Raw genomic sequence first — 24,450 nt, forward strand, 5'->3', positions numbered from 1 at the left:
AGAATGTGGGCATGACGGTGGGCAACAGGGAGCTCGCGGACTTCCTCCGGCGCGCTCGGGGCAGAGTCGACCCGTCGCGCGCGGGGTTGCCGGCCGACGGCCGGGTCCGGCGGGTGCCCGGACTCCGCCGCGAGGAGGTCGCGCTGCTGGCCGGGGTCTCCACCGACTACTACACCCGGCTGGAGCAGGGCCGGCCGATCACCCCGTCCGCCGGGGTCCTCGACGCGATCGCCCGTGCGCTCGGCCTGGACGCGGCCGGCCGCGATCACCTCGGGCACCTGGTCGGACCCGTCTCCGGGACGCGCCGCCGCGTCCCCACCGTCCAGAGGGTCCGCCCGGGGCTCCACCGGTTCCTCGACGCCCTGGACGGCAGTCCGGCACTGATCCTCGGCCGCCGGACCGATGTGCTGGCCACCAACCGCATGGCCAGGGCCCTGCTGACGGACTTCGACGCGCTCCGGCCGCGGGAACGGAACTACGCGCGGTGGATGTTCCTCACCGACGAGGCGCGAAACCTCTTCCTGGACTGGGACGTGCAGGCGCGCGCGGCCGTCGAGAGCCTCCGGCTCGACATCGGCAACGACCCCGGAGACCAGGCCGCGAAGGATCTCGTGACCGAACTCGTGGCGCGCAGCCCCGAATTCCGGCGATGGTGGGAGGAACACGGCGTGTATCGGCGCACGTTCGGCTCCAAACACCTCCGGCACCCGGTCGCCGGAGAACTGACGATCGACTACGAGACGTTCACGATGCCCGGCGATCCCGATCAGACCCTCTTCGTCTACACGACCGAGGCCGGGACGGCATCGCGGCAGGCCATGGACCTCCTGGCCGGCTGGGTCCTCTCCGACGGCGCCGCCGGACGCGGACGGCGCACCGGGTAGCAGGCGCGGTGCCGGCTCACGGCCTTCCCGATGGGGGCGATGATCGTCTTTTCGGCTTTGTCGCCCGGTTTTCGGCTTTGTCGCCCGGCTCGGCCACGGCGAAGGACGTGGGCCACAGGCCGCCGCCGTCGTCGGGGGTCTGCTCGGTAAGGTGTGAGCGGGGTGCCGATCCGAGGGCCCCGGCCGCCGGTTCGGTGACCTGTCCGGCCTCGCTCACAGCCAGTCGTGTTCACGCGCGTACCGCGCCGCCTCGTGCCGGGTCCGGGTCTGGGTCTTCTGCATCGCGTTCGAGAGGTAGTTGCGCACCGTGCCTTCCGCCAGGTGGAGCCGGGTGGCGATGTCGGCGACCGAGTAGCCTTCGCCGGTCACTCGCAGCACGTCGATCTCACGGTCGGTGAGCGGGCAGTCGTCGACGACGGCGCGGGCGGAGACGTCCGGGTCGATCCATCGCTTGCCCTCGTGCAGGGTTTTGATGACGGAGACGATGTGCGCCGGTTCCGCGGACTTGCTGACGAAGCCCTGGACGCCGAGCTTCAGCGCCTTGCGCAGCACGCCGGGCCTGGCATGGCGGGTCAGCATGAGGATCACCTGCTCCGGCAGCGCACGGCGGATCTCCGCGACGGCCTCGAGCCCGTCCACACCGGGCATCTCCAGATCGATGACGAGTACATCGGGCCGGTGTCGCAACGTGGCCTGGACGGCCGCCCCGCCCTCTTCCGCTTCGGCGAGCACGGTGATCTCGCCCTCGAGCGGGAGCAACGCCGCCAGCGCCTTGCGAAGGAGTGCCTCGTCGTCGGCGAGCACCACGGTGGTCATCGGTCGTCCTTTCCCCGTTTCAGAGAGCGGCGCCCGAACGGCCGTGCGGGAACGTCGCAGCCGTCAGGAACCACCCGTCCTTCTGCTCCACCGTCAGCTCGCCTCCGTTGCCCACCACTCGTTCCCTGAGCGTGGCGAGCCCCCGTAGCTCGGGGAGCGGAGCCTCAGGCGCGCCATCGTTGACGATGGTGATGCCCGACTCCGACAAGGTGATGCGCACCTGCTCGGCCTGCGCGTGCCGCAGGATGTTGGTGGTCGTCTCCCGCAGGACCTGGCCGAGCAGCTCGCCCACGTGCGCGTCGACCTCGGCCTCACGGTCGACGCGCACGTGGATGCCCGCGGCCTCGAAGAGGTTCTTCGCGTTCTCCAGCTCCGCGGACAGGTTGAGCCGTCGCTGTGCGTAGGCGAGCTGCTTGGTCTGGGTGATGGTGTCGCTGACCAGGGCATGCACCTCGCGCAGTTCCTGCTCCACCCGTTCGGGGTCGCTGTGCACCAGCCTCTGGGCCAGCGCGATCTTCAGCTTCACCACATGGAGCGTGTGGCCCTGGATGTCGTGCAGATCACTGGCGAAACGCATGCGCTCCCGGATGACGGCCAGCTCCGCCTCGCGTTCTCGTGCCTCCTCCAGCTCCGCGACGAGGCCGTAGAACCTCTGGTTGGGGAACATGAAGCCGGTAAGCACCGCTGTGACGCCCGCGGGAATGATGACGTATCCGATCAGAACGCCGGAGACGTCCTCCTGTGTGATCAACAGCCTCGTCGCGCCTACGGCGGCGAGGTAGGCGGTCAGCCCCAGGGCCGCCGCGCCTCGGTGGCGCGGTAGCTGAGGAATGGTGAGGGAGCCCACGACCGAAAGACCGTAGAACGACGTGCGGCTGTCCATCACCAGCACTCCGAGGAGCCACACGGCCGCGGTGATGATCAGGCAGGGAAGCGCGACGCGGGAGATGTCGCGCGCCGCCCACCACACGAAGGCCACCAGGGCCGCGACCACGCCCAGGCCCAGGACGACGGCTTGCCACCAGGTCTCGGCATCCCTCGCCACCAGCAGCACCCCTACGGCGGCGAGCAGCGGGAGGAACATGACGAGATTGAGCCTGCGCAGCCGATCCCGCGACGCCTCGGCGTGCTCGGACCCCGTGTGTGCCGCCCGTACCGGCCTCACCGGCCCTCACCCGGTCGCCGAGTCGTCAGGCCGGGCGCCGGAACCGTCAGAGCGCTCGCCACGGTGAGTGTCCCGGCCGTCCGCATCGGCCACCGGTCGTCCTCCGGCCACGACTCCGTGCCGTCGGAAAAGGGACCGGCACCGAGGCGGTGCGGGAAGAACGCCACGCAGACCGGGAGAAGGACGGTCGTTCTCCCCGTCAGCGGTATGCGCGAGGGCCTGGTGTCCATGGGTGGCCCTCCGTGATCGAACAGCTGAGTCCGCCCAGTATTCTTCCGACCCCGTGACGGCACCAGTGACGCCGCGTCATGTGTCAGCCCCAGGAATGTCATGGCGAGGTCATGACGTGGTCGCACTGCCCGGTGAGCGCGGCGGCTGCTGAGATCGATGACATGTCCTCGACACCGGTCATCGACGTTGAACGTCTGAATATCACCTACGACGACTTCCACGCCGTGAAGGACCTGTCCTTCCAGGTACGGCGCGGGGAGCTCTACGCGCTGCTCGGCACGAACGGGGCGGGGAAGACCTCGACCCTGGAGACCGTCGAAGGTCACCGTAGGGCCACCTCGGGCACCGTGCGGGTCTTCGGGGAGAGCCCCCGCGACCGGCGGGCGGTGCGGCCAAGGATGGGCATCATGCTGCAGGAGAGCGGATTCTCGCCGGACCTGACGGTGAGGGAGTCGGTTCGGCTGATCGGAGACCTCACCCGGCGCGCGGACACGGTCGAACGCGTGCTCGGCATCGTGAATCTCACCCGCAAGGCCGGCACCAAGGTGTCCCAGCTCTCCGGCGGCGAGAAGCGACGTCTGGACTTCGCCACCGCCGTGTACGGGACGCCTGAGCTGATCTTCCTGGACGAGCCCACCACCGGGTTGGACATCCAGTCCCGGGACGATCTGTGGGACACCGTGGACAGGCTGCGCGAAGACGGCTCCACCATCGTTCTCACCACGCACTACCTGGAAGAGGCACAGCAGCACGCCGACCGCATCGGCCTCATGCACAAAGGCACCCTCCACCGGGAGGGGACCGTCTCCGAACTGACGCAGACCATGCCCGCCACCATCCGCTTCTCCCTGCCCGTCCCCGCCCCCGCACCGCCGCTGCAGGCCACCCGCGACGGCAACGGAACGTTCCTCATAGAGACCTTAGGCCTGCAGAAGGACCTGCACACCCTGCTCCGCTGGGCGCAGGACCACTCGGTGGAGCTGCGGGGACTCCAGGCCGGGCCGACCCGGCTCGACGACGTCTTCCGCGCCATCGGCAGCGACTAGCCACTCGAACCTTCCAGGAAAGGAGCTTCGCCATGCTCTCGATCGCTCTCAGCGAGCTGGTCCAGATCTTCCGGAACCGGCTGGTTCTGGTCACCAGTCTCGTCATGCCCGTGGCCGTCAGCGCGCTCTTCATCTACCAGCACGAAGCCTTCACGGCCCTGGGCAGCCTCGGATACATCGCGGCGACAATGATGTTCACCGTGGGGGCGTTCGGGCTCTACACCACCACGGTGACCACCCTGGCCTCACGCCGGCAGAACCTCTTCCTCAAGCGGCTGCGCTCCACCGCGGCCGACGACACCGGCATCGTCTCCGGACTGCTCCTGCCGATCACCGTCATCTCGCTGGTCCAGGTGCTCGCGATCATGACCGTCCTGGCCATGGTCGCGAGCGGGCCGGACAACGTCCTCCTCCTGGCCGCGGCCGCCCTCTCAACGATGATCATGATGCTCGGCCTGGGACTGGCCACGGCAGGAGTGACGAACTCCCCCGAGCACGCTCAGGTGACCACGCTGCCCGTCAGCCTCGGCGCCATCGCCGTGGCCGGCTGGGTGGGACTCACCGGCACCGAGGAACTCACCCTGCTCAAACGGCTGCTTCCCGGCGGCTCGGCCACCGAACTGGCCGTCAACGCCTGGAACGGCGGCGTTCCCGTCACGGACTCCCTGATCCTCCTGGCACCCACGCTGGGCTGGGTCGTCGTCGCCGTCGTGCTGGCTTTCCGGATCTTCCGCTGGGAGCCGCGCCGATGACGACGCCCGACGGCCGGGAGACGCAGGTCACGTTCGCCCGTGTCACAGGGAGCCGGGCCGCCTCGTCTCAAAGGGTGTAGCCGTCAACGACAACGGAAGGGCACCCCATGGACGCGCGACTGAACTACTTCACCGACCCGACCGCCGGCAAGATCCTCAAGCACTTCATGGCGGCGGGCAAGGCGCTCAAGGAATCACCGCTGCCGGCCGCCACGCAGGAGCTGGTGGCGCTTCGCGTGAGTCAGATCAACGGTTGCGCCGTCTGCCTCGACATGCACACCAAAGAGGCCGTCGCCGCCGGCGAGTCCCCGGTGCGGCTGAACCTGGTCGCGGCGTGGCGCGAGGCCACGGTCTTCACCGAGGCCGAGCGTGCCGCGCTGGAACTGGCGGAGGAGGGAACCCGGGTCGCGGATGCGGCCGGCGGGGTCAGCGACGAGGTGTGGGCGTACGCCGCCAAGCACTACGACAAGGAGCAGCTCGCCGCCCTGGTGATCCTGGTCTCCTTCATGAACACGGCGAACCGGCTGAACATCATCACCCGGCAGCCGGCCGGTGACTACGAGCCCGGGCAGTTCCACTGAACGGCACCGGCGACCGGCTCGGGGGCCGGCTGCGGCCCCCGAGCCCCCGGGCTCAGGGCGCTGCTCCGGCCCGCCGGTGGCCTGGATGATCACCAGAAGATGCCCGCGCCGGCGAGTGCGGCCGGGCGAGAGAGGTTCGAGGGACGGGGACCGGACGTGAGCAAGGTCGAGGAGTTCGAGGAGCTGCGGCCGCTGCTGTTCTCGATCGCCTATCGGATTCTGGGCAGTGTCGGTGAGGCCGAGGACGCGGTGCAGGAGACGTGGCTGCGCTTTGACGGCTCCCCGGCACGACCCAGGTCGGCCAAGGCCTTCCTCGCGGCCGTGGTGACGCGGGTCTCGATCGACGTGCTGCGCTCGGCGCGGGTGCGGCGGGAGGAGTATGTGGGGCCGTGGTTGCCCGAGCCGCTGCTCGCCGACCCCTATGAGGATCCGGCGCGGTCGGCGGAGCTGGCCGACTCGGTGTCGATGGCTGCGTTGCTTCTGCTGGAGCGGCTCAGCCCGCTGGAGCGGGCGGTCTTCGTGCTGCGGGAGGTGTTCGGCTTCGGATTCGACGAGGTCGCCACGGCGGTGGGACGGTCGGAGGCGGCGTGCCGGCAACTGCTGGTGCGGGCGCGACACCATATGGAGGCCGGGCGGCCACGCTTCGAAGCGGTCCGCAAGGAGCGGGAGGAGCTGGCGTCGCGCTTCTTCGACGCCCTCCGCGAAGGCGACGTCGCCGGGCTGCGGGAACTGCTCGCCGCCGACGTGTCGATGGTCGGCGACGGCGGTGGCAAGGCCCCGCAGCTGGCCAGGACCGTCGTCGGCGCCGGGAACGTGGCCCGGCTGCTCGCCTCCGTCGTCCCCCGGCTGGCCCGGGTCGACGTGACGTTCGAGCCGCACGAGGTCAACGGCGAGCCGGGCGCGATCTTCCGCGACCGGGACGGCAAGGTGCTCCACACCCTGGCGCTCGACGTATTCGACGGGCGGATCCAGACGATCCGCTCGGTGATCAACCCCGACAAGCTCGGGCACGTGGGCCCGGTGGCGGACGCCTGGGCGATCGACCGCGAAGTGAGACGGGCACACCGGTCCGCGAGATGACCGCGCCGGCCGGTCGCGCCTCGAACTCCCGCACGCAGCCCGGCACCTTCACAGGCGGGAACACTCCGCCATCCCGGGGATGAGGCAGGGGACCCCTGGCTGAGCCCTGCCGCGCCGGGCGCGAGCGCCGCGACATGGTGCGCGAGGGAGCCACCGCCTGGCTCGGCCAGGGAACGAGCCGGCACATCCACCGCTGCTCGTCACCATCGAAAAGCGCGGCGAACGTCCTTGGAACGATCCATATGCGACCGTTCCGAAACCGACCTAGCATCCCGGAAACGACCGCCGCCGCGAAAGGCCAAGACGCGACGGCGGCCTGTCGCGCCATCCGGTCAGGCAACCAAAGGAGCAACGTGACGATTCCAGTGACAGGGGCGACCGGGAACATCGGCCGCCGCGGTCCTGACCGGGGACGGCCACGCGGGCATGACGTACACCTTCGCCGGACCCGAGGCACTCACCGTGGCCGAGCAGGTGAGGGCGATCGGGGCGGCGATCGGTCAGGAGATCCGGTTCGAGGAGCAGGATCCGGTGGAGGCCCGCGACGGGTGGATCCAGGACGGCTATCCGGCGGAGGTCGTCGACTGGTTGTTCGAATGTGGGCGGAGTCCGCGCGCGACCCCGCACCCGTCGACGAGGAGCGGGCCGCCGTCGTGCGGCGTCTCACCGGCCGCCCCGGCCGGACCTTCGCGCGGTGGGCGGCGGACCACGCGGCGGACTTCGAACCATCCGTCCGGTAGGAGGGGGCGTTTTTCCGAGACGATCCGAAAAGGGCTGACGGGATCCCGTCCGATCACCTCGATCGGACGGGATCCCATCCTGGTGCCTGTTGGTGAAGGCCTGCGACGCCACCGTGCGGGCCGACGGTCCCCGGGGCGGGCGGGAACGGATGTACCGCGTTCGGTCTGCACGACAGCGCCCCCGCCGGCACGCAACCTCCCGCCCCCCCACCTGCCGCACGCCGGGCGTGGCGCCAATGGTCCGAATCGCTCCCGCAGGCTGTGCTCGCCACCTGCCGACATGGTCCACTACTCTGTGATACTTTGTAGTAGTACTCGGTACCACCGAGTACCAGGAGACCGAAGAGGACCCGCGATGGACGACCTGACGGAGATGCTGAAGGGCACGCTCGAGGGCTGCGTGCTTGAAATCATCGGCAACGAGGAGACCTACGGGTACGCCATCACGCGCCGGCTGAACGAGCTCGGCTTCGCCGACGTCGTCGAGGGGACGGTTTACACCATCCTGCTGCGGCTGGAGAAGAACAGGCTCGTCCAGGTGACGAAACGACCGTCCGGGCTGGGCCCGCCACGCAAGTTCTATGCGCTCAACGACGCGGGACGCGAAGAACTCGCGACGTTCTGGGCGAAATGGGAGTACGTCACCTCACGGATCGACAAGCTCAAGGAGGGCGGGAGATGAACTTCTGGGAGACCATCACCGGCAGCGATCTCACCAGGGAATGGAAGGCGCTCGAAGCTCGGGCCGAGGCGTTGCCCGCCGACCACCGGGCGGCGTGGGGAGAGATCAAGGGTCATCTTTCTCCCTACTCGGACTTCACCGGTCGAAACCTGATGCCGATTCTCGACGGTGTTCTGGGACTGCTCGAAGAGACAGCCGCCGACGGGCAGAGCATCCGCGAGGTGCTGGGTGACGACATCGGGGGCTTCTGCGCGGCGCTGGCCGGTGGAGAAGGCGGTCGGAGCCATCGCGACCGGTGGCGCGAGCAGTTGAACAGGAACGTCGCGAGGAAACTGGACCGGCTGGGAGGCTGACGTGGGCATCCAGGACATCATCGAGGGCAAGAGGCAGTGGCGGGCGCACATGGCGCGGATCAAGGCGCTCCCGCCGGACTACCAGATCGTCTACAAGGAGATCCAGAGGTACGTCTTCAAGGTTGGACCGGTCGACTCGCCCGACGGGTCCCTGCTCTCAGGGATCATCGACTTCTTCGAGGAGGGCGTCGCGGCCGGCAAGGGAGTCCTGGAACTCATCGGCAACGACGTCGCCGCCTTCTGCGACGACCTGATCAAGGACTCGCGCACCTACGCCGACATCCATCAGGAGTCCATCAGCGGGAAACCCGGCATGGCCGGGAAGTGACAACGCATCTCCCCTGGAGGTCCGGACGCCGCACCGGCCGAAGCAGCCCGTCGCCGCTGGACGCGACCCCTTCGGGCCCCTGACCTTCCACGGCCGAAGGGGCGGGAGCCTTCGTCGATGGCCCCCGCCCCCGTCACCGGTGATCGGTGGTGGAACTCGGTCCGCTACCCGGCGTAGGTCTCGAACTCGGCGACCTTCGGCGTGCCGGTCGAGCCGGCGATCCTGAAGGTGATCTTGCTCAGCGAGGTCGGGGTGAAGGTGATGGTGCCCGCCCCGCTGCCGGATTTCAGCACGGCGCCGTTGCCGGCGTTGACGAGCTGCCAGGAGCCGATGACGCCCACGGAGCCTGACGCCTCACGGATGACGACCCTGGAGACCGTCCTGGCGGAGCTCCACTTGATCGAGATGTCACCGGTCGAGCCGGCCGGTGACCAGTGGGTGCTCAGGTTGCCGTCCCGCACGTTGCCGTAGCTCGTCCCGTCGGCCTTGCTGGAGCCGTCGGAGCCGGCCCCGATGCTGAGGTTGGGCCCGCCGGGCGAAGGGGTGATCGTCGGCGTGGGGGTGGGCGTGGGGGTCGGCGTCACCGTCGGGGTCACCGTCGGGGTCGGCGTCGGTGTCTGCGGCGAGCAGCTGCCATTCGACACCCGCATCCCCTTGTTCGCGCCCGCCGTCTGGCGGACGATGTCCGGCACGCAGCTCGCCCCGTCGAGGCTGTAGGAGTACGGGACGCTGACGGTGGTGTTGGACTGCGGGTTGGGTCCGGCGGGGGCGTTGTCGCTGCCGGGGGCGGACCAGGTCACGTTGTCGAAGATGTTGCCGGCGACCTGCCAGTAGCCGGCCTCGCTGGTGTAGAAGGTGCCCAGGACGTCCTTGGAGTCCTTGAAGTAGTTGTTCTCCACCTTGGCGCGGGCCCCGGCCCGGGAGTTGATGCCCGACTCGTGGAGGTTCACGTAGGAGTTGTTGTAGATGTGGGCTATGCCGCCACGCAGCAGGGGCGTACGGGAGTCGATGTTCTCGTACAGGTTGTGGTGGAAGGTGATGAAGCCGTTCGAGCGGTCGCTCTCACTGGACCCGATGAGCCCGCCGCGACCGGAGTTGCGCAGGGTGCTGTAGGACAGGGTCACGTACTGGACGTTGTCCTTCATGTCGAAGAGGCCGTCGAACCCCTCCGACTCCCCGCCCGAGGCCTCCAGGGTGACGTGGTCGACCCAGACGTTGCGAACGGTGCTCTCCATGCCGATGGCGTCGCCACCGTTGGAGGTGGGCGAGCCCGACTTCTTGACGTTCCGGACGGTCACGTTCTGGATGATGATGTTGCTGGAGTCGCGGATGTGGATGCCCAGCTGGTCGAAGACGGCGCCGTTGCCGACCCCGATGATCGTGACGTTGCTGATCTGCTTGAGTTCGATCACACCGGCGGCGGTGTTGCAGCTTTCGCCCGACACCTTGGCGGTGTTGCCGTGGTTGATGGTCCCCTCGACCTCGATGGTGATCGGGGTGCCGGCGCTGGCCCGGCCGCACAGGGCCGCGTGGATCGCGGTCCCCGTGGTGGCCCGCACCGTCTGCCCGCCCGCACCGCCGGTGGTCCCGCCGTTGCCGGTCGCGTAACCGGTGGCGCTGCCGACCGCCGCCGACGCCTGGATCGCCGGCACGGCCACACCGGCCGCGGCCGCGGTGACCACCGCGGCAAGTGCCGCCTGGAGTCGCAACGCGACTGCTCGTCTCATCCTTGTCTCACCTTCGTGTTCGAACACCTGCTCAGGGGGTGGTCGCCGACCGCCATGTGGCCGGCGTAGACGTGCGCGTACCTGGACCGAACGCGGAAGTGGCGAGCGCGCGAAGGGTTCAGGGCCATCCATGTCGGCCCTCTCTTGGTCCAAGTGAAGGCACACGAATCCATACAAGGTGGCACGGAAAGCGCTTTCCTGCCTCTTGGACCATAACGTCGGCCGTCAAAAGGCGTCAATGGCGAGGACGGAAGCTGCAACAAAGCTGCACACGCGCATGTGAGCTCAGCGCGGCGTTCCGCTCCCCGCCGACGGGTCACACGCCTGGGCGCAGACTCAGGCGTCGCCCCCGAGCCGGTCACGCTGGATCCGGCAGGCGAGGGCGCGGCGCACGGAGGCCGGCGCGGTGGTGGCGGTGACCTTCGAGGGGACGTCGAGACCACGGCTGATCTCGTTGTAGGCGTCCCGGTAGTCGCCGGGCATCTCCGCCCGGTGCAGCCTCAGGTCCTCTTCGACGAGGCGTCTCAGCTCGTCGACATGCTGGGGGTCGAAGCGCTTCCTTCCCCGGGCGATGGCGTTGACGTGGCGCGTGCAGCGGGCGGTGCCGTCGAAGGTCTCGGAGATCTCCTCGGCGAGACCCCACAGGCGTCCTTCGAGCCAGGGGACGTCGCGCTGGTCGAGGGAGAGATCCACCGAGGGGAACGGGTCGTCCGCCCTGCACTTCGTCACCTGCTTGGAGACGGCGGGCTGGCTCATGTCGGTGAGCCGGGCGATCTTGTCCTGGGTCCAGCCGTAGCCGACGAAGATCTTGATCATTTCGGCGCGCAGCCTCCGCATCTCCTCCCCCGCGCGGATGACGTCGTTCACGTCGGCGAGCATCCTCCTGGCCTGCTCCTCGGTCAGCGTCACGGAACTCCGGTGGGCGTCCTCTTCACCTGCCATAGCTCGGTTATACACCCCGGCCCCGCAGCTATAACCCGGTTGTATAACCAGGTTATAAGTGACACGATTCGCGTCATGCCCACCTTCTCCGCACCTGACGGAACCCTGCTCGCCTACCGCGTCGCCGGAGACGGAGGCGGCGACCCGGTCGTCTGCCTCCCCGGAGGTCCCACGGACTCCGCCTATCTCGGCGATCTCGGCGGCCTGTCCGCGCACCGCCGGCTGATCCTCCTGGACCCGCGCGGCACCGGCCGGTCCGCGATCCCCGAGGACATCGCCTCCTACCGCTGCGACCGTCTGACCGACGACGTCGAGGCGCTTCGCGACCACCTCGGGCTCGCCCGGATGGACCTGCTCGGCCACTCCGCCGGCACGAACATCGCGACGCAGTACGCGGCCCGCCACCCGCACCGCGTCGGCAGGCTCGCCCTGATCGGCCCCGGCACCCGGGCCGTCGGGATAGCGATCACCGGGGAGACGCGACGCGAGATCGCCCGGCTTCGCGAGGACGAGCCGTGGTTCCCGGCGGCGTTCGCCGCCCTGGAGGCGATCACCGAGGGCACCGGCGACGACTGGGAGGCCGTCGCCCCCTTCTTCCACGGCCGGTGGGACGCGGCGGCCCAGAAGCACCATGCCTCCAGCCGGCCGGGCAACGAAGAGGCTGTCGCCCTCTTCGCGGCCGAGGGCGCCTTCCACCCGGAGAGCACCCGTGCGGCCCTCGCCGCCTGCGAGGCTCCCGTACTGCTGCTCACCGGGGAGTTCGACGTGAACAGTCCCCCTCGGTCGGCGTCCGAGTTCGCCGGGCTGTTCCCCGACGCCACGCTCGTGGTGCAGTCGGGGGCGGGCCACCGCCCCTGGCTCGACGACGCCGGTCGGTTCGTGGCGACCACCGCGGCGTTCCTCGGCTGAGGACCTCCTCACCCCCGGATCCGGAACGACACCGATCCGGTTCGACGTTCCGTTCCTCCTGGCCCCATGCCTTCTCCGCGCCCGGAGCGGCCCATCACGCTCGCTGTCTCCCGAGTCCCGCGAACCGTCGTTCCGGGCAGCCACGACCGGCCGGCCATGCCGGATGCCTCGACCACCGCGATGTACGGAGAACAGGGCTAGGTCGTGGACACGAACGCGTTGACGCCGGTGAGGCCGGCCGACAGCGCCCACAGGCGCGCGGCCTGGTCGGGGTCGGTCGCATGGCCGCGCACCCCACCGCCCTGGCCGTCGTCGCCGGCCGGCTCCGCGATGTCGCAGTCCTCGCAGTACACGCCACCCATACCCGCCAACCGCGGGAAGGTCGCCGCCCACACCTGCGTCGCCGCGCCCTGCTCGGGCGTCTTGAAGGTGGGATCGGCCAGGTCGCCGTTCTCGTCGATCCACCCCGCGGCGACCATCTCCTCCTTCGGGAGATGGCGCTGCAACGGGGTGAGGATACTGCCGGGATGTACCGAGAACGCCCTCACCCCGACGTCACGGCCGAGCGCGTCGAGCCGGGCCGCGAACAACACGTTCGCCGTCTTCGCCTGCCCGTAAGCCTGCCACCTGTCGTATCCATGCTCGAACTGCACGTCGTCCCAGCGGATGCCCGTGATCGCGTGGGCGCCGGAGGACACGGCCACCACCCGCGCCCCGCCACCGCGTGCGATCGCCGGCCAGAGCCGGTTGACGAGCGCGTAGTGGCCGAGGTGGTTGACGGCGAACTGCGCCTCCCACCCCGGGCCCACCCGCGTCTCGGGGCAGGCCATGACCCCGGCGTTGTTGATCACGATGTCGATGTCCCGGCCCGATGCCAGGAAGCGCTCGGCGAATCCGCGGACACTGCCGAGGTCGGCCAGATCAAGGTCGTCGACCTCCACACCGTCGATTCCCTCGACCGCCTCCTGAGCGGCCGTCCGTCGCCGGGCGGGGACGACGACGCGCGCTCCGGCACGTGCCAGCGCGCGGGTCGTCTCCAGGCCGAGTCCCGAGTAGCCGCCGGTGACGACAGCGATTTTCCCGGACAGGTCGATCCCGTGCAGGACATCGTCCGCGGTGCTGCGGGCACCGAAGCCGGAACCGATTCCGCGTTGAGGCGTTGTCATGGACAGAAAGCTAGATCCTGGACCACGGTCCAGGTCAAAGACATACGCGCCGCGCCATGACCGGCTCCGCCCCCGCCCGCTCCCATGGCGGCGAGCTCGTCGCCACCGTCGGCGCATCCGGTCCGGAGCGCCGGGGATGCCGCAGGTGCACGACCTTCGAGCCCTCCGGCGACGGCGGTCACGCGCTCGATCAGCGACCGACGGGGGAAGGGTGACCAGCAGCCGTGGGGGACGCGCTCTCGGCCCGCCACCAGTCGTCGAGCGGGCTGACCGGAACGGCCCGCTTGTGCCGGGTCGCGAGGTAGAGCGACTCCACCTTCGCCGCCACGTCCGGCGCGACGTCGACGCCTTCCAGATAGTCGTCGATCTGGGTGTACGTCAGGCCGAGTGCCACCTCGTCGGGCAGTGCGGGCCGGTCGTCCTCGAGGTCGGCGGTCGGCACCTTCTCCCAGGTGCTCGGTGGCGCGCCGAGCTCCTGCAGCAGGGCGGCTCCCTGACGCTTGGTCAGTCCGGTCAGCGGGGTGATGTCGACACCGCCGTCGCCGTACTTGGTGAAGAAGCCGGTCACCGCCTCGGCCGCGTGGTCGGTGCCCACGACGAGCAGGCTCAGCTGCCCGGCGATCGCGAACTGGATCACCATGCGTTCGCGGGCCTTGAGGTTGCCGCGCACGAAGTCCCGCAGCTCGGGCTCACCCGGCAGCCCGCGCAGGCCGAGCGCCGTCTCGGCGGCGACGGCGTCCGCGCCCGGCTTGACGTTCACCGCGATCGACCGGTCGGGCCGGATGAACTCCAGCGCGATCTGCGCGTCGTGCTCGTCGGCCTGCACGCCGTAGGGCAGCCGCATCGCGACGAAGGTGGCCCCGTGCCCCTCGGCACGCAGTTCCTCGGCGGCGAGCTGGCACAACCTGCCGGTCAGCGTGCTGTCCTGGCCGCCGCTGATCCCGAGCACGTACCCCTTGGCCGGGGTCGCCCGCAGGTAGTCCTTGAGAAAGCCGACCCGCTGCCGGATCTCAACCTTGGGAACGATGGTCGCCTTGACGCCGAGTTCGGCGAGAATCTGCTCTCGTAGGTTCGCCATCCACGTACTGTACTGGCCGGAATCAAACCGTAGAAAACCTATGGCCAGGCCGTCGGCTGGAACCAGACGGACTCGCCGCGGGGGGGGTGAGGGTCCAGCCCCAGTTGCGGGAGGGGGCCTGGACGATGGCGAGACCGTGCCTGAGACGGGCCGGAGATCTCCAGGTCGCCGGCCCGTCCCAGGCGCGGGACCGCGATGCACGTGTCGTGGACGTCCACGATCAGCAGCTCCCTCTCCCGGCCCGCCCTGACGCGGACGGGACTCGCGGCGGGAACGTCCGGCGAGCCGTTGGGCAGCGCGAAGCCGTCCGGGAGCCGGAGGTCCCCCTTTTTCCCAGGCCGAAAGATTCGCACTTCCCGGGAAGTCCCGAGCAATGGATATGAGCCCGGAATCGAAACGCGGATCCCCTGCCATATCCGGCCTCACGACTGGAAAGGCTCCGGCGCGCCGTTCCGAAGTTCGAACCTGACGTAAACCTTGTTTTCGTTCGAGGAAGAACCGGCGACGTTCGGACCGGCTTCGGCCCGCGAACTTCCACCGGGAAGGATTTCGTTCCGGAAAGGAGGGTCCCTGACCCTCTCCCTCTCGACTTCAGCCATTCGGCGGCAGGGTCGCGGCGAAAGAAGGCTCTCCGGTCAGGGCGCCGGACTTCCTCTTTACCGTGATTCCGCTCCCGGGTCAACCCATCCCATACAGGTTTCCCGCGGCCCGCACCATCAGGTTGGCAGAGCCCAGACAAAGCCGCTTCGTTCCGATTACCGGCGAGCCGACAACGCTTTTATACCCGATGATAAATCCCCGGCCCGTCGGCCCGAATTTTATGTGCAACAAAAAGTGTCAAAAATATTGAAAGTACGGTCGCGGCGGCACACACTCGGCGTTGAGAAGGCCCGCCCCCCAGATTTTGGAGCCACAATGGACCGAGCCGTAACCGGAATTCACGGGCGTAGAAAAACGATGTTCCGGCGCCTCGCATCCGCCGTCGTTGCGATACTCGCCGTGGCATTCCTCTGTGTGCCGCCCGCCAGCGCCCTCGCGCTGCCGACGCCGAAGGATCTGACCGCCTTCCTCGACCTCGAATGCTTCAAGACGAGCCCGTACCAGCCGCCCGCCACCACGCTCACGCTGCGGCACATCAACCCCGTGCTCGGCTCCCTGCCGATCGAGACCGTCACCCTCGGCCAGCGTGAGCAGCTGTGCGTCCCGGTCGCCAAGAACAACCAGACGCCGCCGTCACCCGCGCTCAACTTCATCAGGTACATCGACCTGGCCTGCTATAAGATCTCCGGCACCACGGTGACCACGGGCCTCGTGCTCAGCCACCTCAACCCGCTGTTCCAAAGCCTGCCGCGCACGCAGATCTCCCTCAACACCCCGCAGCAGCTGTGCGTGCCGGTCATCAAGAACAACGTGCTCCCACCCGCCGAGGTGCTGTCACTCGTCCGCCACATCGACCTCAAGTGCTACGGCATCACCCCCAACACCTCGCTGAACCAGCAGTTGTCCCTGCGCCAGCTCAACCCCGTCCTGACCCCGATCATCCCCACGCACGGCGCGCAGGTCCTCAACGCCCGCCAGCTGTGCGTCCCGGTGCAGAAGGCCGGCGACAACATCCCGGACGAGGTGCTCAAAATCGTCCGGTGGATCGACCTGGAGAAGTTCGACATCGTCACGCCGGCCCTGCCCGCGGTCTCGCTGACCCTGCGGCACATCAACCCCGTCCTCGCCGGTCTCCCGATCGAGCCGGCCGTCCTCAGCGGTGCCAGCCAGCTGGCCCTGCCCGTCGCCAAGAACGGCAACTTCCCTCCGGGCTGACCCCCTGACGCAGGGCCCCTGACAGGAGCCCCTTCACCCGCGCCGGTGGAGGGGCTCCGCCGTAGCCCTGCCGCGAGCGGGACGCCTTCGCCGACGGCGTGAAGTCCTGCGGATCCGACACCGGCCAAGAGCGCCTTCGCAGCTCGGGCTCACCCGGCAGCCCGCGCAGGCCGAGCGCCGTCTCGGCGGTGGTGACGGGTGTCAGCCGAGGAGTTCGGTGCGGGCTTCACCTCGACGGGCCGGGAACACCTTCACCCTGAGGTACGGCACCCGCCGCCTGCGGTGGCACGGCCGTGGCAGCCGCTCGCCTGCCCGGCATGCCGAGTGCGACGAGCATGCCGACGAACGCGTACATGGCGACCGCGGCCATCGCCGCGGTGAAGCCCGCACTGAACTCCTCGGCTGACGCGTAGCCCCCGGCACCCGCGAAGACGGCGACCGTGACCGCGACACCGAACACCCCTCCCAGGATTCGTAGCATCATGAACGCGCCGGACGCCTGGCCGATCTCCTGTGGTCGCACCGCTCCGACCACCGACTTCTGCGCCGCGGGCATGGCCATGGTCAGTCCGACCCCGCCAATGATCAGCGCAGGCAGCAGTTCGAGATAGCCCGTGTCGGTATCGGCGACCATGGCGATCCAGCTCATGCCGACGGTCTGGAGCAGCAGCCCGCCGACCACGAAATTCCGCTCGCCGACCCTGTCTGCCAATCTGCCGGCGATCGGTGCGCACACCATCAGCGTCGCGGTCCACGGCATCAGCCGCAAACCGGCACCGAGCGGCCCTTCACCGAGTGCGGTCTGGAAGTACTGCGCGAGAAAGAACAGCGTGCCGTACAGCGAGGCGAACACGAGGAAGTTCGCCGGATTGGCCGTGGCGAACGCCCTCAGCCGGAAGAACCGCATCGGCAGCATCGGCGCCTTCGTGCGGTGTTCCCAGAGCACGAAGGCGACCACCAGCGCGACGCCCAGTACCAGCGCGCTCAATACTTCCGCGCTGCCCCAGCCCGCCACGTTCCCGCGGACCAGACCCCAGACGACGCCGAACGCGCCCAAGGTCACGAGCACGACCCCTCCCAGGTCGAACCGGTTGTTCGGGCCGACGCTCTCGTCGACGCACCGCGCCGCAAGCATGATCGTGATCACCCCGACGGGCAGGTTCAGCCAGAAGATCCACTGCCAGGCCAGTCCTTCGGCGACGACGCCACCGATGAACGGGCCGCCGAACGTCGCCAGGCCGGTGATGCCCAGGTACAGCCCCATCGCCTTACCTCGCTGGTGCGGCGGAAACATCGCGCTGATCAGGGTGAGCGACAGTGGCAGCACCATCGCGGCACCGGCCCCCTGCACCGCCCTGGACATGATCAGAGTGCCGATGTCCGGGGACAGCGCGCAGGCCACCGACGCGATGGTGAACACCGCCAGCCCGACGACGAACATCCGGCGCCGGCCGAACCGGTCACCCAGTGCCGCTCCGGTCAGCAGCAGCACCGCGAACGTCAGGTTGTACGCGTTGACGGTCCACTCAAGTGATTCGACCGATGCCGTCAGTTCCTGCCGGATCGTGCTCAGTGCCGTCGTCACGATCAGGCTGTCCAGGGCCATCATGAACGACGCCAGTGAGGCAAGCCCCAACACCCATGCCTGCTCGGACGTCATCCGTCCCCCGTCGGTACTCACCGTTTCTCCTTCTGCTCGGATTTTCTACGGATGCGCGGGCGGATACAGTGCGCTGGAAGTCCTGAAGATCTGCCGCCTCTTTCCACGCATTATTTTTCGCATATGGTCTTTTACTCATGGCATTTTTCATGCATGGCTTTTCACGCATGGTTTTTGCACGCGCCGCCGGACACCTGCGTCGGACCTCCGGTCCGTACGCGGCCGATCAGGCGCGCAGCGACCGTGGGAGTCCGAATACCGTCAGAAGCGAGTTGTCCACGAATCGTGTCAGCGCGGCGATCCGGTCGCCGGTCAGGGTCAGCACGAACACTCCGTGTGCGTGCAGGATCGGTGTCCGCGGGTCACGCAGGTAACAGCCGAACGCCGGCTGGCCGTTCGCCCGCGTCGGAATCAGCACGTATCGGCGCCCGTCGCGCAGCGCGACCGTGGCCAGGAAGTGCCGGACGGCCTCTGGGCCCTGGTATTCCAGTGGCAGTGGCGGCATGGTCAGCCACGCTTCGTTCGTCAGCATGGCCACGACCGCATCGACGTCTCCGGCCTCGAAGGCACGGGTGAAACCGTCCACGATCCGGCGTTCCTGTGGCGAGTTCGGTAGCGGAGCGCTCTCCCGATCGGGATCCGGTAGCTCGTTCGCCAGCGTGCCCCGTGCTCGTCTCAGCGCGCTGGTCACCGCGTTCTCGGTCGTGTCGAGGATGCTCGCCACCTCGGCGGCCCGGAGTCCCAGTACGTCCCGCAGCACCAACACGGCACGTTGTCTCGGCGGCAATTGCTGCAGCGCCGCCAGGAACGCCAGCGACACCGACTCCCTGACCTCGTACCGCGCCTCCGGCCCGGGCATGTGGTCGGCGATCTCGTCGAGCAGCGCGTCGGGGTAGGGCTCCAGCCAGCTCGGTTCCGCTCGGCGGTGCGACGGCTCGGGTAACGGGACCTCCGATCGGTAGGCCGCGTATTCGCGCGGACGGCGGGCACCGGCCCGCAGTGCGTTGAGGCAGCGGTTGGTCGCGATCCGGTAGAGCCACGTCCGTACCGACGCGCGTTCCTCGTAGCCGCCGATCCCGCGCCATGCCGCCAGCAACGTCTCCTGCAGCAGGTCTTCGGCGTCCTGCACCGAGCCGAGGATGCGGTAGCAGTGCACCTGGAGCTCACGTCGGTACGGCTCGACGAGCCCGCGGAACGCCTCACCGTCTCCTCTCCGCGCCAGCGCCAGCAGATCCTCGGCCGAGCGCCGGTCACGGGCCGGGGCATCGGTTTCCCCGACCGGCGGGATCCCTCGCATGTTGGCTCCTTCTCTCCGATGGTCCTCTCGGATGGATGGACACCGCCGGTGTCGGAAAATGGTCGGCTCGTGTTCAGTTTCCGCCATCTCCGTGCCGGCTGCTCGGCCGGTTCGCCCTTCGTTTCATGGCCAGGCCGTCAGCTGGAACCAGACGGACTTGCCGCGGGGGGTGAGGGTCTCCAGCCCCAGTTGCGGGAGAGGTCCTGGACGATGGCGAGACCATGCCTGAGACGGGCCGGAGATCTCCAGGCCGCCGGCCCGTCCCAGGCGCGGGACCGCGATGCACGTGTCGTGAACGTCCACGGTCAGCGACTCCCTCTCCCTGCCGACCGTGACGCGGACGGGGCTCACGGCGGGAACGTCCGGCGAGCCGTACGCCAGCACGTTGGTGACGAGTTCCGAGGCCAGGAGTTCGGCGATTTCCGGGGTGTCCCCCGACGCCTTCCAGTCGGTGGCGACGTCGCGCACGAACCGGCGGGCGGACGCGACGCTTCTCGGTTCGCGCGGTATCCACTTCTCCCCCAGCGGGGAAAGTCCGGGATTCATCGTGCAGCGATATTCGGTCAGCACCGCGCTCGCCTTGAGTGCCTCTTCCATGTTTTCTCTCTCCGCCTCGGATTTCGTATGTTCAGCGTGCCCAGGCATCACCACTCTTGGTAGCGGAACGGTTACGAAAACTGTGGGCTGGAGTTCGCGGACCTTTTGTTGACTCCGACAAGGAGGGCATCATCTCCAATCTCTATACGCCTCAGGCGATCTGGGGCAGGGAGCTGCGCTACTACCGGAAGGCGGCGGGCCTCACCCAGGGCCAGCTGGCCGAGCGGATCCACTTCAGCGAGTCCCTGATCAGCGGAGTGGAGACGGGGCAACTCCCGGCCAGCCCGGAGTTCGTAATCGCGACGCTGGACGGAGGAGGCGACGTACTGTATGCGGAGACGACCGTGCGCGGTCTCATCACAAGCGATCAGGAAGACGTCACGGCGGCCGTGGAGCGTTTTGAGGCCATCCGGACCGAAGCGCTGCCGCTAAGCATGTCCATCGAGCTCATCCAAAGGGCGGTAGAGGAAAAGTGGACCTGAATAACGTCACGTGGATCAAATCAAGCTTCTCCGGAGACAACGGCGGCGACTGCGTCGAGGTCGCGAAGCTCAAAGACGCCACCGGCCACCCCGACCTGATCGCCGTACGCGACTCCAAGGACCCCGACGGCCCCAAACTCCTCCTCACCCCCACCGCATGGACCACTTTCCTCAACCACGTGAAGGCCGGCGAGTTCGGCGTCGGCTGAGGCCGCGCGTCAGGAACCGTCCAGGGACGGGGAGCGGCCGACGAGTCTGACCACGACGCTCTTGGACGTGGGCGTGTTGGAGGTCTCCGCGACCGAGTCCAGCGGCACCAGCACGTTGGTCTCCGGGAAGTACGCGGCGCAGCAGCCGCGCGCGGTGGGATAGGCGACCGCGCGGAAGGACTCCGCCCTGCGTTCGCCGTCGGGCCACTCGCTGACCAGGTCCACCATGTCGCCGTCGGCCAGACCCTGCTCGGCCAGGTCGTCGGCGTGCACGAAGACCACCCGGCGGCCGTTGCGGATGCCCCGGTAGCGGTCGTCCATGCCGTAGATCGTGGTGTTGTACTGGTCGTGGCTGCGGACCGTCTGGAGCAGCAGCCGCCCCGGCGGGACCCGCAGCACCTCCAGGGGGTTGACGGTGAAGTTGGCCTTCCCCGTCGCGGTCGGGAAGCGGCGCTCGTCGCGGGGCGCGTTGGGCAGCGTGAAACCGCCCGAGAGGCGGGCGCGCAGGTTGAAGTCCTCGAACCCGGGGACCACCCGGGAGATGCGGTGGCGGATCACGTCGTAGTCGGCGAACTGCTCCCAGGGCACGTGCGGGTCGGCGCCGAACAGCTCCGTCGCCAGGCGGCGGACGATGTCCACCTCGGAGAGCAGGTCGCCGGAGGCGGGCGGCAGGTTGCCCCGCGAGGCGTGGACCATGCCCATGGAGTCCTCGACCGTGACGAAGCGGCCCGCGCGGGCGCCGGGCGCGACATCGCGCTCGGTGCGTCCCAGAGTGGGGAGGATGAGCGCCTCCCGCCCGCACACGGCGTGGGAGCGGTTGAGCTTGGTCGACACCTGCACTGTCAGCCGGGCCCGGCGCATCGCCTCCTCGGTCACCGCCGTGTCGGGGGTCGCGGCCACGAAGTTGCCGCCCATCGCGACGAAGACCTTCGCCCGCTCCGACCGCAGCGCGCGGATCGCCTCCACGGTGTCGAGGCCGTGGTCGCGGGGCGGTTCGAAGCCGAACTCGTCGCGCAGGGCGTCGAGGAACCACGCCGGGGGCCTCTCGTTGATGCCCATGGTGCGGTCGCCCTGGACGTTGGAGTGGCCGCGCACCGGGCACACGCCCGCCCCCGGGCGGCCCACGTTGCCGCGCAGCAGCAGGAAGTTGACGACCTCTCTGATGGTGGCGACGGAGTTCTTGTGCTGGGTGAGCCCCATCGCCCAGCACACGATGACCGACTTCGCGCCGAGCACCTCCCGTACGGCGTCCTCGACGGCCGGGCGGTCCAGGCCGGTCGCCTCCTCGACCTCCGCCCAGTCCAGGGAGCGCAGGTCCTCGGCCCACTTGTCGAAGCCGTGGGTGTGGGTCTCGACGAAGGCGCGGTCGACCACGGTGCCGGGGGCGGCGTCCTCGGCTTCGAGCAGGAGCAGCGACATGGCCTGGAAGAGCGCGAGGTCGCCGTTGAGGCGGATCTGCAGGAACCGGTCGGCCAGCGTGGTGCCCCTGCCCACCAGGCCGGAGGCCTTCTGCGGGTTCTTGAAGCGGAGCAGCCCGGCCTCGGGCAGCGGGTTGACCGCGATGATCCGGGCGCCGCCGCGCTTGGCCCGCTCCAGCGCCGACAGCATGCGCGGGTGGTTGGTGCCGGGGTTCTGGCCGACCACGAAGACGAGGTCGGCCTGGTAAAGATCCTCCAGCGAGACCGTGCCCTTGCCGATGCCGAGCGTCTCGTTGAGCGCCGAGCCGCTGGACTCGTGGCACATGTTGGAGCAGTCGGGCAGGTTGTTGGTGCCGAATCTGCGCACCAGGAGCTGGTACGCGAACGCGGCCTCGTTGGAGGTGCGCCCTGAGGTGTAGAACAGCGCCTCGTCGGGGCTGTCGAGGGCGCGCAGCTCACGGGCGACGATGGCGAACGCGTCGTCCCAGCTCACCGGCACGTAGTGGTCGGAGCCCTCGGGCCGGTGCATCGGCTCGGTGAGGCGTCCCTGCTGGCCGAGCCAGTAGTCGGTGTGCCGGGCCAGGTCGTCCACGGTGTGCCGGGCGAAGAAGTCGCGGGTGACCCTGCGGACGGTGGCCTCCTCGGCCACCGCCTTGGCGCCGTTCTCGCAGAACTCGGCCGGGCTGCGGTGCCCGCCCTCGGGCCAGGCGCAGCCGGGGCAGTCGAAGCCCTCCTTCTGGTTGACCACGGCCAGGGTGCGCAGGGTGCGGCCGACGCCCATCTGGGCGTTCGCGGCCACCAGCGACCGGGTCACCCCCGGGATGCCGGCGGCCCACTCCTTGGGCGGGCCGACCTCGAGGCCGTCCTCGTTGACGTCGTCGCGCGGGGCCTTCCTGGCCATCCTCGCGCCTCCTTCCGGCCGGTCACCTTCGAGAGCGCACAATACAGGCGCTCAGCCGGGCCCGGTTCCCAGCTTGTCGAGCACCCAGTCGTGGAAGGCCCCGATGTGGTGCTCGCTGGGCACCAGGACCCCACCTTGAGCGTACGCCCGGGAGTTCATCGCGGGCTGGCACCGCTCGCAGGCCTCGAAGTCCTGCACGTTGACGCGGTGGAAGAGCTCGACGGACGGGCCGAGGTCCCTGCCCGAGTCCACGACGTCGCCGAGGAAGAGCCAGTCGCACTCCACGATCGTCCGGTCGGCCGCCAGCGGGAACATCCGGTGCAGGATCACGTGGTCGGGCACGAGGTTGACGAAGACCTGCGGCTTGATGGTGATCGCGTAGTAGCGGCGGTCCTGGTCCTCGCCCACCCCGGGGATGCGGTCCACCCCCTCGGAGCCGTCGACGGTGAACCCCCGGATCTCCTCGCCGAACTCCGCGCCGTGCCCGACGAAGGACTGCGCCGCGTACCCGTCGGCGAACTCCGGCAGCACCTCGGTGAGCTCGGGGTGGATGGTGGCGCAGTGGTAGCACTCCATGAAGTTCTCGACGATGAGCTTCCAGTTCGCCTTCACGTCGTAGACGATCCTGCGGCCCACCCGGAGGTTGGCGATGTCGTAGTTCTCGATGGACCTCTCGTCGCCCAGCCGGTGCGTCGCCTCGGCGATCACGTCCGCCTCGAACGACGGCGGCTCGTCGGCGAGGCACACCCACACGTACCCGATCCACTCGCGCACGTGCACGTTGATCAGCCCGTACTCCACCCGGTCGATGTCGGGCATCTTGGTGAGGTTCGGCGCGGCGATCAGCTTGCCCTCGAGGTCGTAGGTCCACGCGTGGTACGGGCACTGGAAGGACCGCTTGACCTCGCCGGACTCCTCGGTCCGTATCCGGGCGCCCCGGTGGCGGCACACGTTGAGGAAGGCCCGGATCGAGCCGTCCCTGGCCCGGTTGACGAGGACGCTCTCGCGGCCCACCTGGACGGTCCGGAAGGCCCCCGGCTTGCCGAGGTCGGACGCGCGGGCGACGCAGAACCACATCGTCTCGAAGACGCGGGCCTGCTCCAGGGCGAAGATGATCTCGTCGGTGTAGTAGCCGCCTGGCAGGGTGGCGATCACGCTGGGGGGCAGGCTTCTCGCGGTCACGATCGCTCCTCTTCACGCGGTGCTCGAATCCTCACGCGGTGCTCGCGCGGACGCCGGGCGGCAGGTTCGGGGGCTCCTCCGCGGGGATGACGTAGACGGTGCCGTCCTCGACCACCACCCGGTGGGTGCGCAGCGGCAGCTTGGCGGGAGGAGAGCTCGGCCGTCCCGTCCGCAGGTCGAAGCTCGACGCGTGCAGCGGGCACTCGATCTCGCAGCCCTCCAGCCACCCGTCGGAAAGAGAGGCGTCCTGGTGGGTGCAGGTGTCGTCCACGGCGTAGATCTCGCCGTCCTCGGTGTGGAAGACGGCGATGGGCGGGTCGACGTCGAGCCGGTGGGCCTCACCTGGCGGTAGGGCCGCGAGGGGACAGGCAGGGATCATCGCGATAAACCCCAGTTTCGGAAGGCGGAA

The 24,450-nt window shown here is 68.9% G+C and carries 24 protein-coding genes; 12 read left to right on the forward strand and 12 right to left on the reverse strand.

Features of this window, described 5'->3' with window-relative positions; all coding sequences use genetic code 11:
• Positions 1-11: 11 nt before the first annotated feature.
• Complete coding sequence (locus ACTOQ3_RS12410; RefSeq protein ID WP_440083532.1) at positions 12-884, forward strand: helix-turn-helix domain-containing protein; 873 nt, start codon at positions 12-14, stop codon at positions 882-884.
• 213 nt (positions 885-1,097) lie between these two features.
• Here the strand turns inward: ACTOQ3_RS12410 and ACTOQ3_RS12415 are convergent, their stop codons facing one another.
• A complete protein-coding gene (locus tag ACTOQ3_RS12415; protein ID WP_440083533.1) occupies positions 1,098-1,700 on the reverse strand; it encodes a response regulator transcription factor in 603 nt (200 codons plus the stop codon).
• 19 nt (positions 1,701-1,719) lie between these two features.
• Positions 1,720-2,784: a sensor histidine kinase gene (locus tag ACTOQ3_RS12420; RefSeq protein WP_440083726.1), complete on the reverse strand. Its 1,065-nt coding sequence runs from the start codon at positions 2,782-2,784 to the stop codon at positions 1,720-1,722.
• A gap of 473 nt (positions 2,785-3,257) precedes the next feature.
• Between ACTOQ3_RS12420 and ACTOQ3_RS12425 the strand changes: the two genes are divergently transcribed.
• From ACTOQ3_RS12425 to ACTOQ3_RS12455, 7 genes are all read left to right on the forward strand, one after another.
• Positions 3,258-4,142: an ABC transporter ATP-binding protein gene (locus tag ACTOQ3_RS12425; RefSeq protein ID WP_440083534.1), complete on the forward strand. Its 885-nt coding sequence runs from the start codon at positions 3,258-3,260 to the stop codon at positions 4,140-4,142.
• Positions 4,143-4,174: 32 nt separating this feature from the next.
• A complete protein-coding gene (locus ACTOQ3_RS12430) occupies positions 4,175-4,894 on the forward strand; it encodes an ABC transporter permease (protein ID WP_440083535.1) in 720 nt (239 codons plus the stop codon).
• A 107-nt stretch (positions 4,895-5,001) separates the two neighbouring features.
• Positions 5,002-5,475: a carboxymuconolactone decarboxylase family protein gene (locus ACTOQ3_RS12435; RefSeq protein ID WP_440083536.1), complete on the forward strand. Its 474-nt coding sequence runs from the start codon at positions 5,002-5,004 to the stop codon at positions 5,473-5,475.
• Positions 5,476-5,631: 156 nt separating this feature from the next.
• Positions 5,632-6,555, forward strand: a complete 924-nt coding sequence (locus ACTOQ3_RS12440) for an RNA polymerase sigma-70 factor (protein WP_440083537.1) — start codon at positions 5,632-5,634, stop codon at positions 6,553-6,555.
• A gap of 1,095 nt (positions 6,556-7,650) precedes the next feature.
• Positions 7,651-7,977 carry a PadR family transcriptional regulator gene (locus ACTOQ3_RS12445; protein WP_440074183.1) on the forward strand — a complete coding sequence of 109 codons (327 nt, stop codon included), beginning with the start codon at positions 7,651-7,653 and terminating at the stop codon, positions 7,975-7,977.
• Positions 7,974-8,330 (forward strand): DUF1048 domain-containing protein, encoded by a 357-nt coding sequence (locus ACTOQ3_RS12450; RefSeq protein WP_440083538.1) that lies wholly within the window; start codon positions 7,974-7,976, stop codon positions 8,328-8,330. Before ACTOQ3_RS12445 ends, ACTOQ3_RS12450 begins: the two co-directional genes overlap by 4 nt.
• Before the next feature lies 1 nt (position 8,331).
• Positions 8,332-8,658 (forward strand): DUF1048 domain-containing protein, encoded by a 327-nt coding sequence (locus tag ACTOQ3_RS12455; RefSeq protein WP_440083539.1) that lies wholly within the window; start codon positions 8,332-8,334, stop codon positions 8,656-8,658.
• Positions 8,659-8,822: 164 nt separating this feature from the next.
• Here the strand turns inward: ACTOQ3_RS12455 and ACTOQ3_RS12460 are convergent, their stop codons facing one another.
• Both ACTOQ3_RS12460 and ACTOQ3_RS12465 read right to left on the reverse strand, forming a co-directional pair.
• Entirely contained in the window at positions 8,823-10,385 is a 1,563-nt protein-coding gene (locus ACTOQ3_RS12460) for a pectate lyase family protein (protein ID WP_440083540.1), read from the reverse strand.
• Positions 10,386-10,721: 336 nt separating this feature from the next.
• Positions 10,722-11,327, reverse strand: a complete 606-nt coding sequence (locus ACTOQ3_RS12465) for a hypothetical protein (RefSeq protein ID WP_440083541.1) — start codon at positions 11,325-11,327, stop codon at positions 10,722-10,724.
• A gap of 75 nt (positions 11,328-11,402) precedes the next feature.
• Between ACTOQ3_RS12465 and ACTOQ3_RS12470 the strand changes: the two genes are divergently transcribed.
• Positions 11,403-12,236 carry an alpha/beta fold hydrolase gene (locus ACTOQ3_RS12470; protein WP_440083542.1) on the forward strand — a complete coding sequence of 278 codons (834 nt, stop codon included), beginning with the start codon at positions 11,403-11,405 and terminating at the stop codon, positions 12,234-12,236.
• A 197-nt stretch (positions 12,237-12,433) separates the two neighbouring features.
• On the opposite strand, the gene ACTOQ3_RS12475 is transcribed toward ACTOQ3_RS12470, so the two are convergent.
• Both ACTOQ3_RS12475 and nadE read right to left on the reverse strand, forming a co-directional pair.
• The gene (locus tag ACTOQ3_RS12475) at positions 12,434-13,402 is read right to left on the reverse strand and encodes an SDR family NAD(P)-dependent oxidoreductase (RefSeq protein ID WP_440083543.1); all 969 of its coding nucleotides are present in this window, start codon (positions 13,400-13,402) and stop codon (positions 12,434-12,436) included.
• Between the two features lie 190 nt (positions 13,403-13,592).
• Positions 13,593-14,480, reverse strand: coding sequence for an ammonia-dependent NAD(+) synthetase (nadE, locus tag ACTOQ3_RS12480; protein ID WP_440083544.1), 888 nt, complete (start codon positions 14,478-14,480; stop codon positions 13,593-13,595).
• Between the two features lie 999 nt (positions 14,481-15,479).
• Between nadE and ACTOQ3_RS12485 the strand changes: the two genes are divergently transcribed.
• A complete protein-coding gene (locus ACTOQ3_RS12485) occupies positions 15,480-16,295 on the forward strand; it encodes a hypothetical protein (RefSeq protein WP_440083545.1) in 816 nt (271 codons plus the stop codon).
• Positions 16,296-16,521: 226 nt separating this feature from the next.
• On the opposite strand, the gene ACTOQ3_RS12490 is transcribed toward ACTOQ3_RS12485, so the two are convergent.
• From ACTOQ3_RS12490 to ACTOQ3_RS12500, 3 genes are all read right to left on the reverse strand, one after another.
• Positions 16,522-17,955, reverse strand: coding sequence for a DHA2 family efflux MFS transporter permease subunit (locus ACTOQ3_RS12490; protein WP_440083546.1), 1,434 nt, complete (start codon positions 17,953-17,955; stop codon positions 16,522-16,524).
• A 226-nt stretch (positions 17,956-18,181) separates the two neighbouring features.
• Positions 18,182-19,252 carry a sigma-70 family RNA polymerase sigma factor gene (locus tag ACTOQ3_RS12495; protein ID WP_440083547.1) on the reverse strand — a complete coding sequence of 357 codons (1,071 nt, stop codon included), beginning with the start codon at positions 19,250-19,252 and terminating at the stop codon, positions 18,182-18,184.
• A gap of 123 nt (positions 19,253-19,375) precedes the next feature.
• Entirely contained in the window at positions 19,376-19,849 is a 474-nt protein-coding gene (locus ACTOQ3_RS12500; protein ID WP_440083548.1) for an ATP-binding protein, read from the reverse strand.
• A gap of 56 nt (positions 19,850-19,905) precedes the next feature.
• On the opposite strand from ACTOQ3_RS12500, the gene ACTOQ3_RS12505 reads away from it, so the two are divergent.
• Both ACTOQ3_RS12505 and ACTOQ3_RS12510 read left to right on the forward strand, forming a co-directional pair.
• Entirely contained in the window at positions 19,906-20,331 is a 426-nt protein-coding gene (locus ACTOQ3_RS12505) for a Scr1 family TA system antitoxin-like transcriptional regulator (protein WP_440083549.1), read from the forward strand.
• Positions 20,322-20,540 (forward strand): DUF397 domain-containing protein, encoded by a 219-nt coding sequence (locus tag ACTOQ3_RS12510; protein WP_440083550.1) that lies wholly within the window; start codon positions 20,322-20,324, stop codon positions 20,538-20,540. The genes ACTOQ3_RS12505 and ACTOQ3_RS12510 overlap by 10 nt, the downstream gene beginning before the upstream one ends.
• 9 nt (positions 20,541-20,549) lie before the next feature.
• Here ACTOQ3_RS12510 and ACTOQ3_RS12515 read toward each other — a convergent pair whose 3' ends face one another.
• Genes ACTOQ3_RS12515 through ACTOQ3_RS12525 form a run of 3 tightly spaced genes read right to left on the reverse strand, consistent with a single transcriptional unit; the run spans position 20,550 to position 24,420 of the window.
• Entirely contained in the window at positions 20,550-22,859 is a 2,310-nt protein-coding gene (locus tag ACTOQ3_RS12515; protein WP_440083551.1) for an FdhF/YdeP family oxidoreductase, read from the reverse strand.
• Between the two features lie 51 nt (positions 22,860-22,910).
• Positions 22,911-24,041 (reverse strand): aromatic ring-hydroxylating oxygenase subunit alpha, encoded by a 1,131-nt coding sequence (locus ACTOQ3_RS12520; RefSeq protein ID WP_440083552.1) that lies wholly within the window; start codon positions 24,039-24,041, stop codon positions 22,911-22,913.
• 31 nt (positions 24,042-24,072) lie between these two features.
• Entirely contained in the window at positions 24,073-24,420 is a 348-nt protein-coding gene (locus ACTOQ3_RS12525; RefSeq protein WP_440083553.1) for a bifunctional 3-phenylpropionate/cinnamic acid dioxygenase ferredoxin subunit, read from the reverse strand.
• Between the last annotated feature and the right edge of the window lie 30 nt (positions 24,421-24,450).

The sequence above is a fragment of the Streptosporangium sp. LJ11 genome (assembly GCF_051918945.1).
GTDB lineage: Bacteria > Actinomycetota > Actinomycetes > Streptosporangiales > Streptosporangiaceae > Streptosporangium.

What these genes read in the sequence shown, in the direction of transcription:
- ACTOQ3_RS12410 (WP_440083532.1), top strand. Translation starts at nt 12, where the DNA reads ATGACGGTGGGCAACAGGGAGCTCGCGGACTTCCTCCGGCGCGCTCGG.
- ACTOQ3_RS12415 (WP_440083533.1), bottom strand. Translation starts at nt 1,700, where the DNA reads ATGACCACCGTGGTGCTCGCCGACGACGAGGCACTCCTTCGCAAGGCG.
- ACTOQ3_RS12420 (WP_440083726.1), bottom strand. Translation starts at nt 2,784, where the DNA reads ATGTTCCTCCCGCTGCTCGCCGCCGTAGGGGTGCTGCTGGTGGCGAGG.
- ACTOQ3_RS12425 (WP_440083534.1), top strand. Translation starts at nt 3,258, where the DNA reads ATGTCCTCGACACCGGTCATCGACGTTGAACGTCTGAATATCACCTAC.
- ACTOQ3_RS12430 (WP_440083535.1), top strand. Translation starts at nt 4,175, where the DNA reads ATGCTCTCGATCGCTCTCAGCGAGCTGGTCCAGATCTTCCGGAACCGG.
- ACTOQ3_RS12435 (WP_440083536.1), top strand. Translation starts at nt 5,002, where the DNA reads ATGGACGCGCGACTGAACTACTTCACCGACCCGACCGCCGGCAAGATC.
- ACTOQ3_RS12445 (WP_440074183.1), top strand. Translation starts at nt 7,651, where the DNA reads ATGGACGACCTGACGGAGATGCTGAAGGGCACGCTCGAGGGCTGCGTG.
- ACTOQ3_RS12450 (WP_440083538.1), top strand. Translation starts at nt 7,974, where the DNA reads ATGAACTTCTGGGAGACCATCACCGGCAGCGATCTCACCAGGGAATGG.
- ACTOQ3_RS12460 (WP_440083540.1), bottom strand. Translation starts at nt 10,385, where the DNA reads ATGAGACGAGCAGTCGCGTTGCGACTCCAGGCGGCACTTGCCGCGGTG.
- ACTOQ3_RS12465 (WP_440083541.1), bottom strand. Translation starts at nt 11,327, where the DNA reads ATGGCAGGTGAAGAGGACGCCCACCGGAGTTCCGTGACGCTGACCGAG.
- ACTOQ3_RS12470 (WP_440083542.1), top strand. Translation starts at nt 11,403, where the DNA reads ATGCCCACCTTCTCCGCACCTGACGGAACCCTGCTCGCCTACCGCGTC.
- ACTOQ3_RS12475 (WP_440083543.1), bottom strand. Translation starts at nt 13,402, where the DNA reads ATGACAACGCCTCAACGCGGAATCGGTTCCGGCTTCGGTGCCCGCAGC.
- nadE (WP_440083544.1), bottom strand. Translation starts at nt 14,480, where the DNA reads ATGGCGAACCTACGAGAGCAGATTCTCGCCGAACTCGGCGTCAAGGCG.
- ACTOQ3_RS12490 (WP_440083546.1), bottom strand. Translation starts at nt 17,955, where the DNA reads ATGACGTCCGAGCAGGCATGGGTGTTGGGGCTTGCCTCACTGGCGTCG.
- ACTOQ3_RS12495 (WP_440083547.1), bottom strand. Translation starts at nt 19,252, where the DNA reads ATGCGAGGGATCCCGCCGGTCGGGGAAACCGATGCCCCGGCCCGTGAC.
- ACTOQ3_RS12500 (WP_440083548.1), bottom strand. Translation starts at nt 19,849, where the DNA reads ATGGAAGAGGCACTCAAGGCGAGCGCGGTGCTGACCGAATATCGCTGC.
- ACTOQ3_RS12515 (WP_440083551.1), bottom strand. Translation starts at nt 22,859, where the DNA reads ATGGCCAGGAAGGCCCCGCGCGACGACGTCAACGAGGACGGCCTCGAG.
- ACTOQ3_RS12525 (WP_440083553.1), bottom strand. Translation starts at nt 24,420, where the DNA reads ATGATCCCTGCCTGTCCCCTCGCGGCCCTACCGCCAGGTGAGGCCCAC.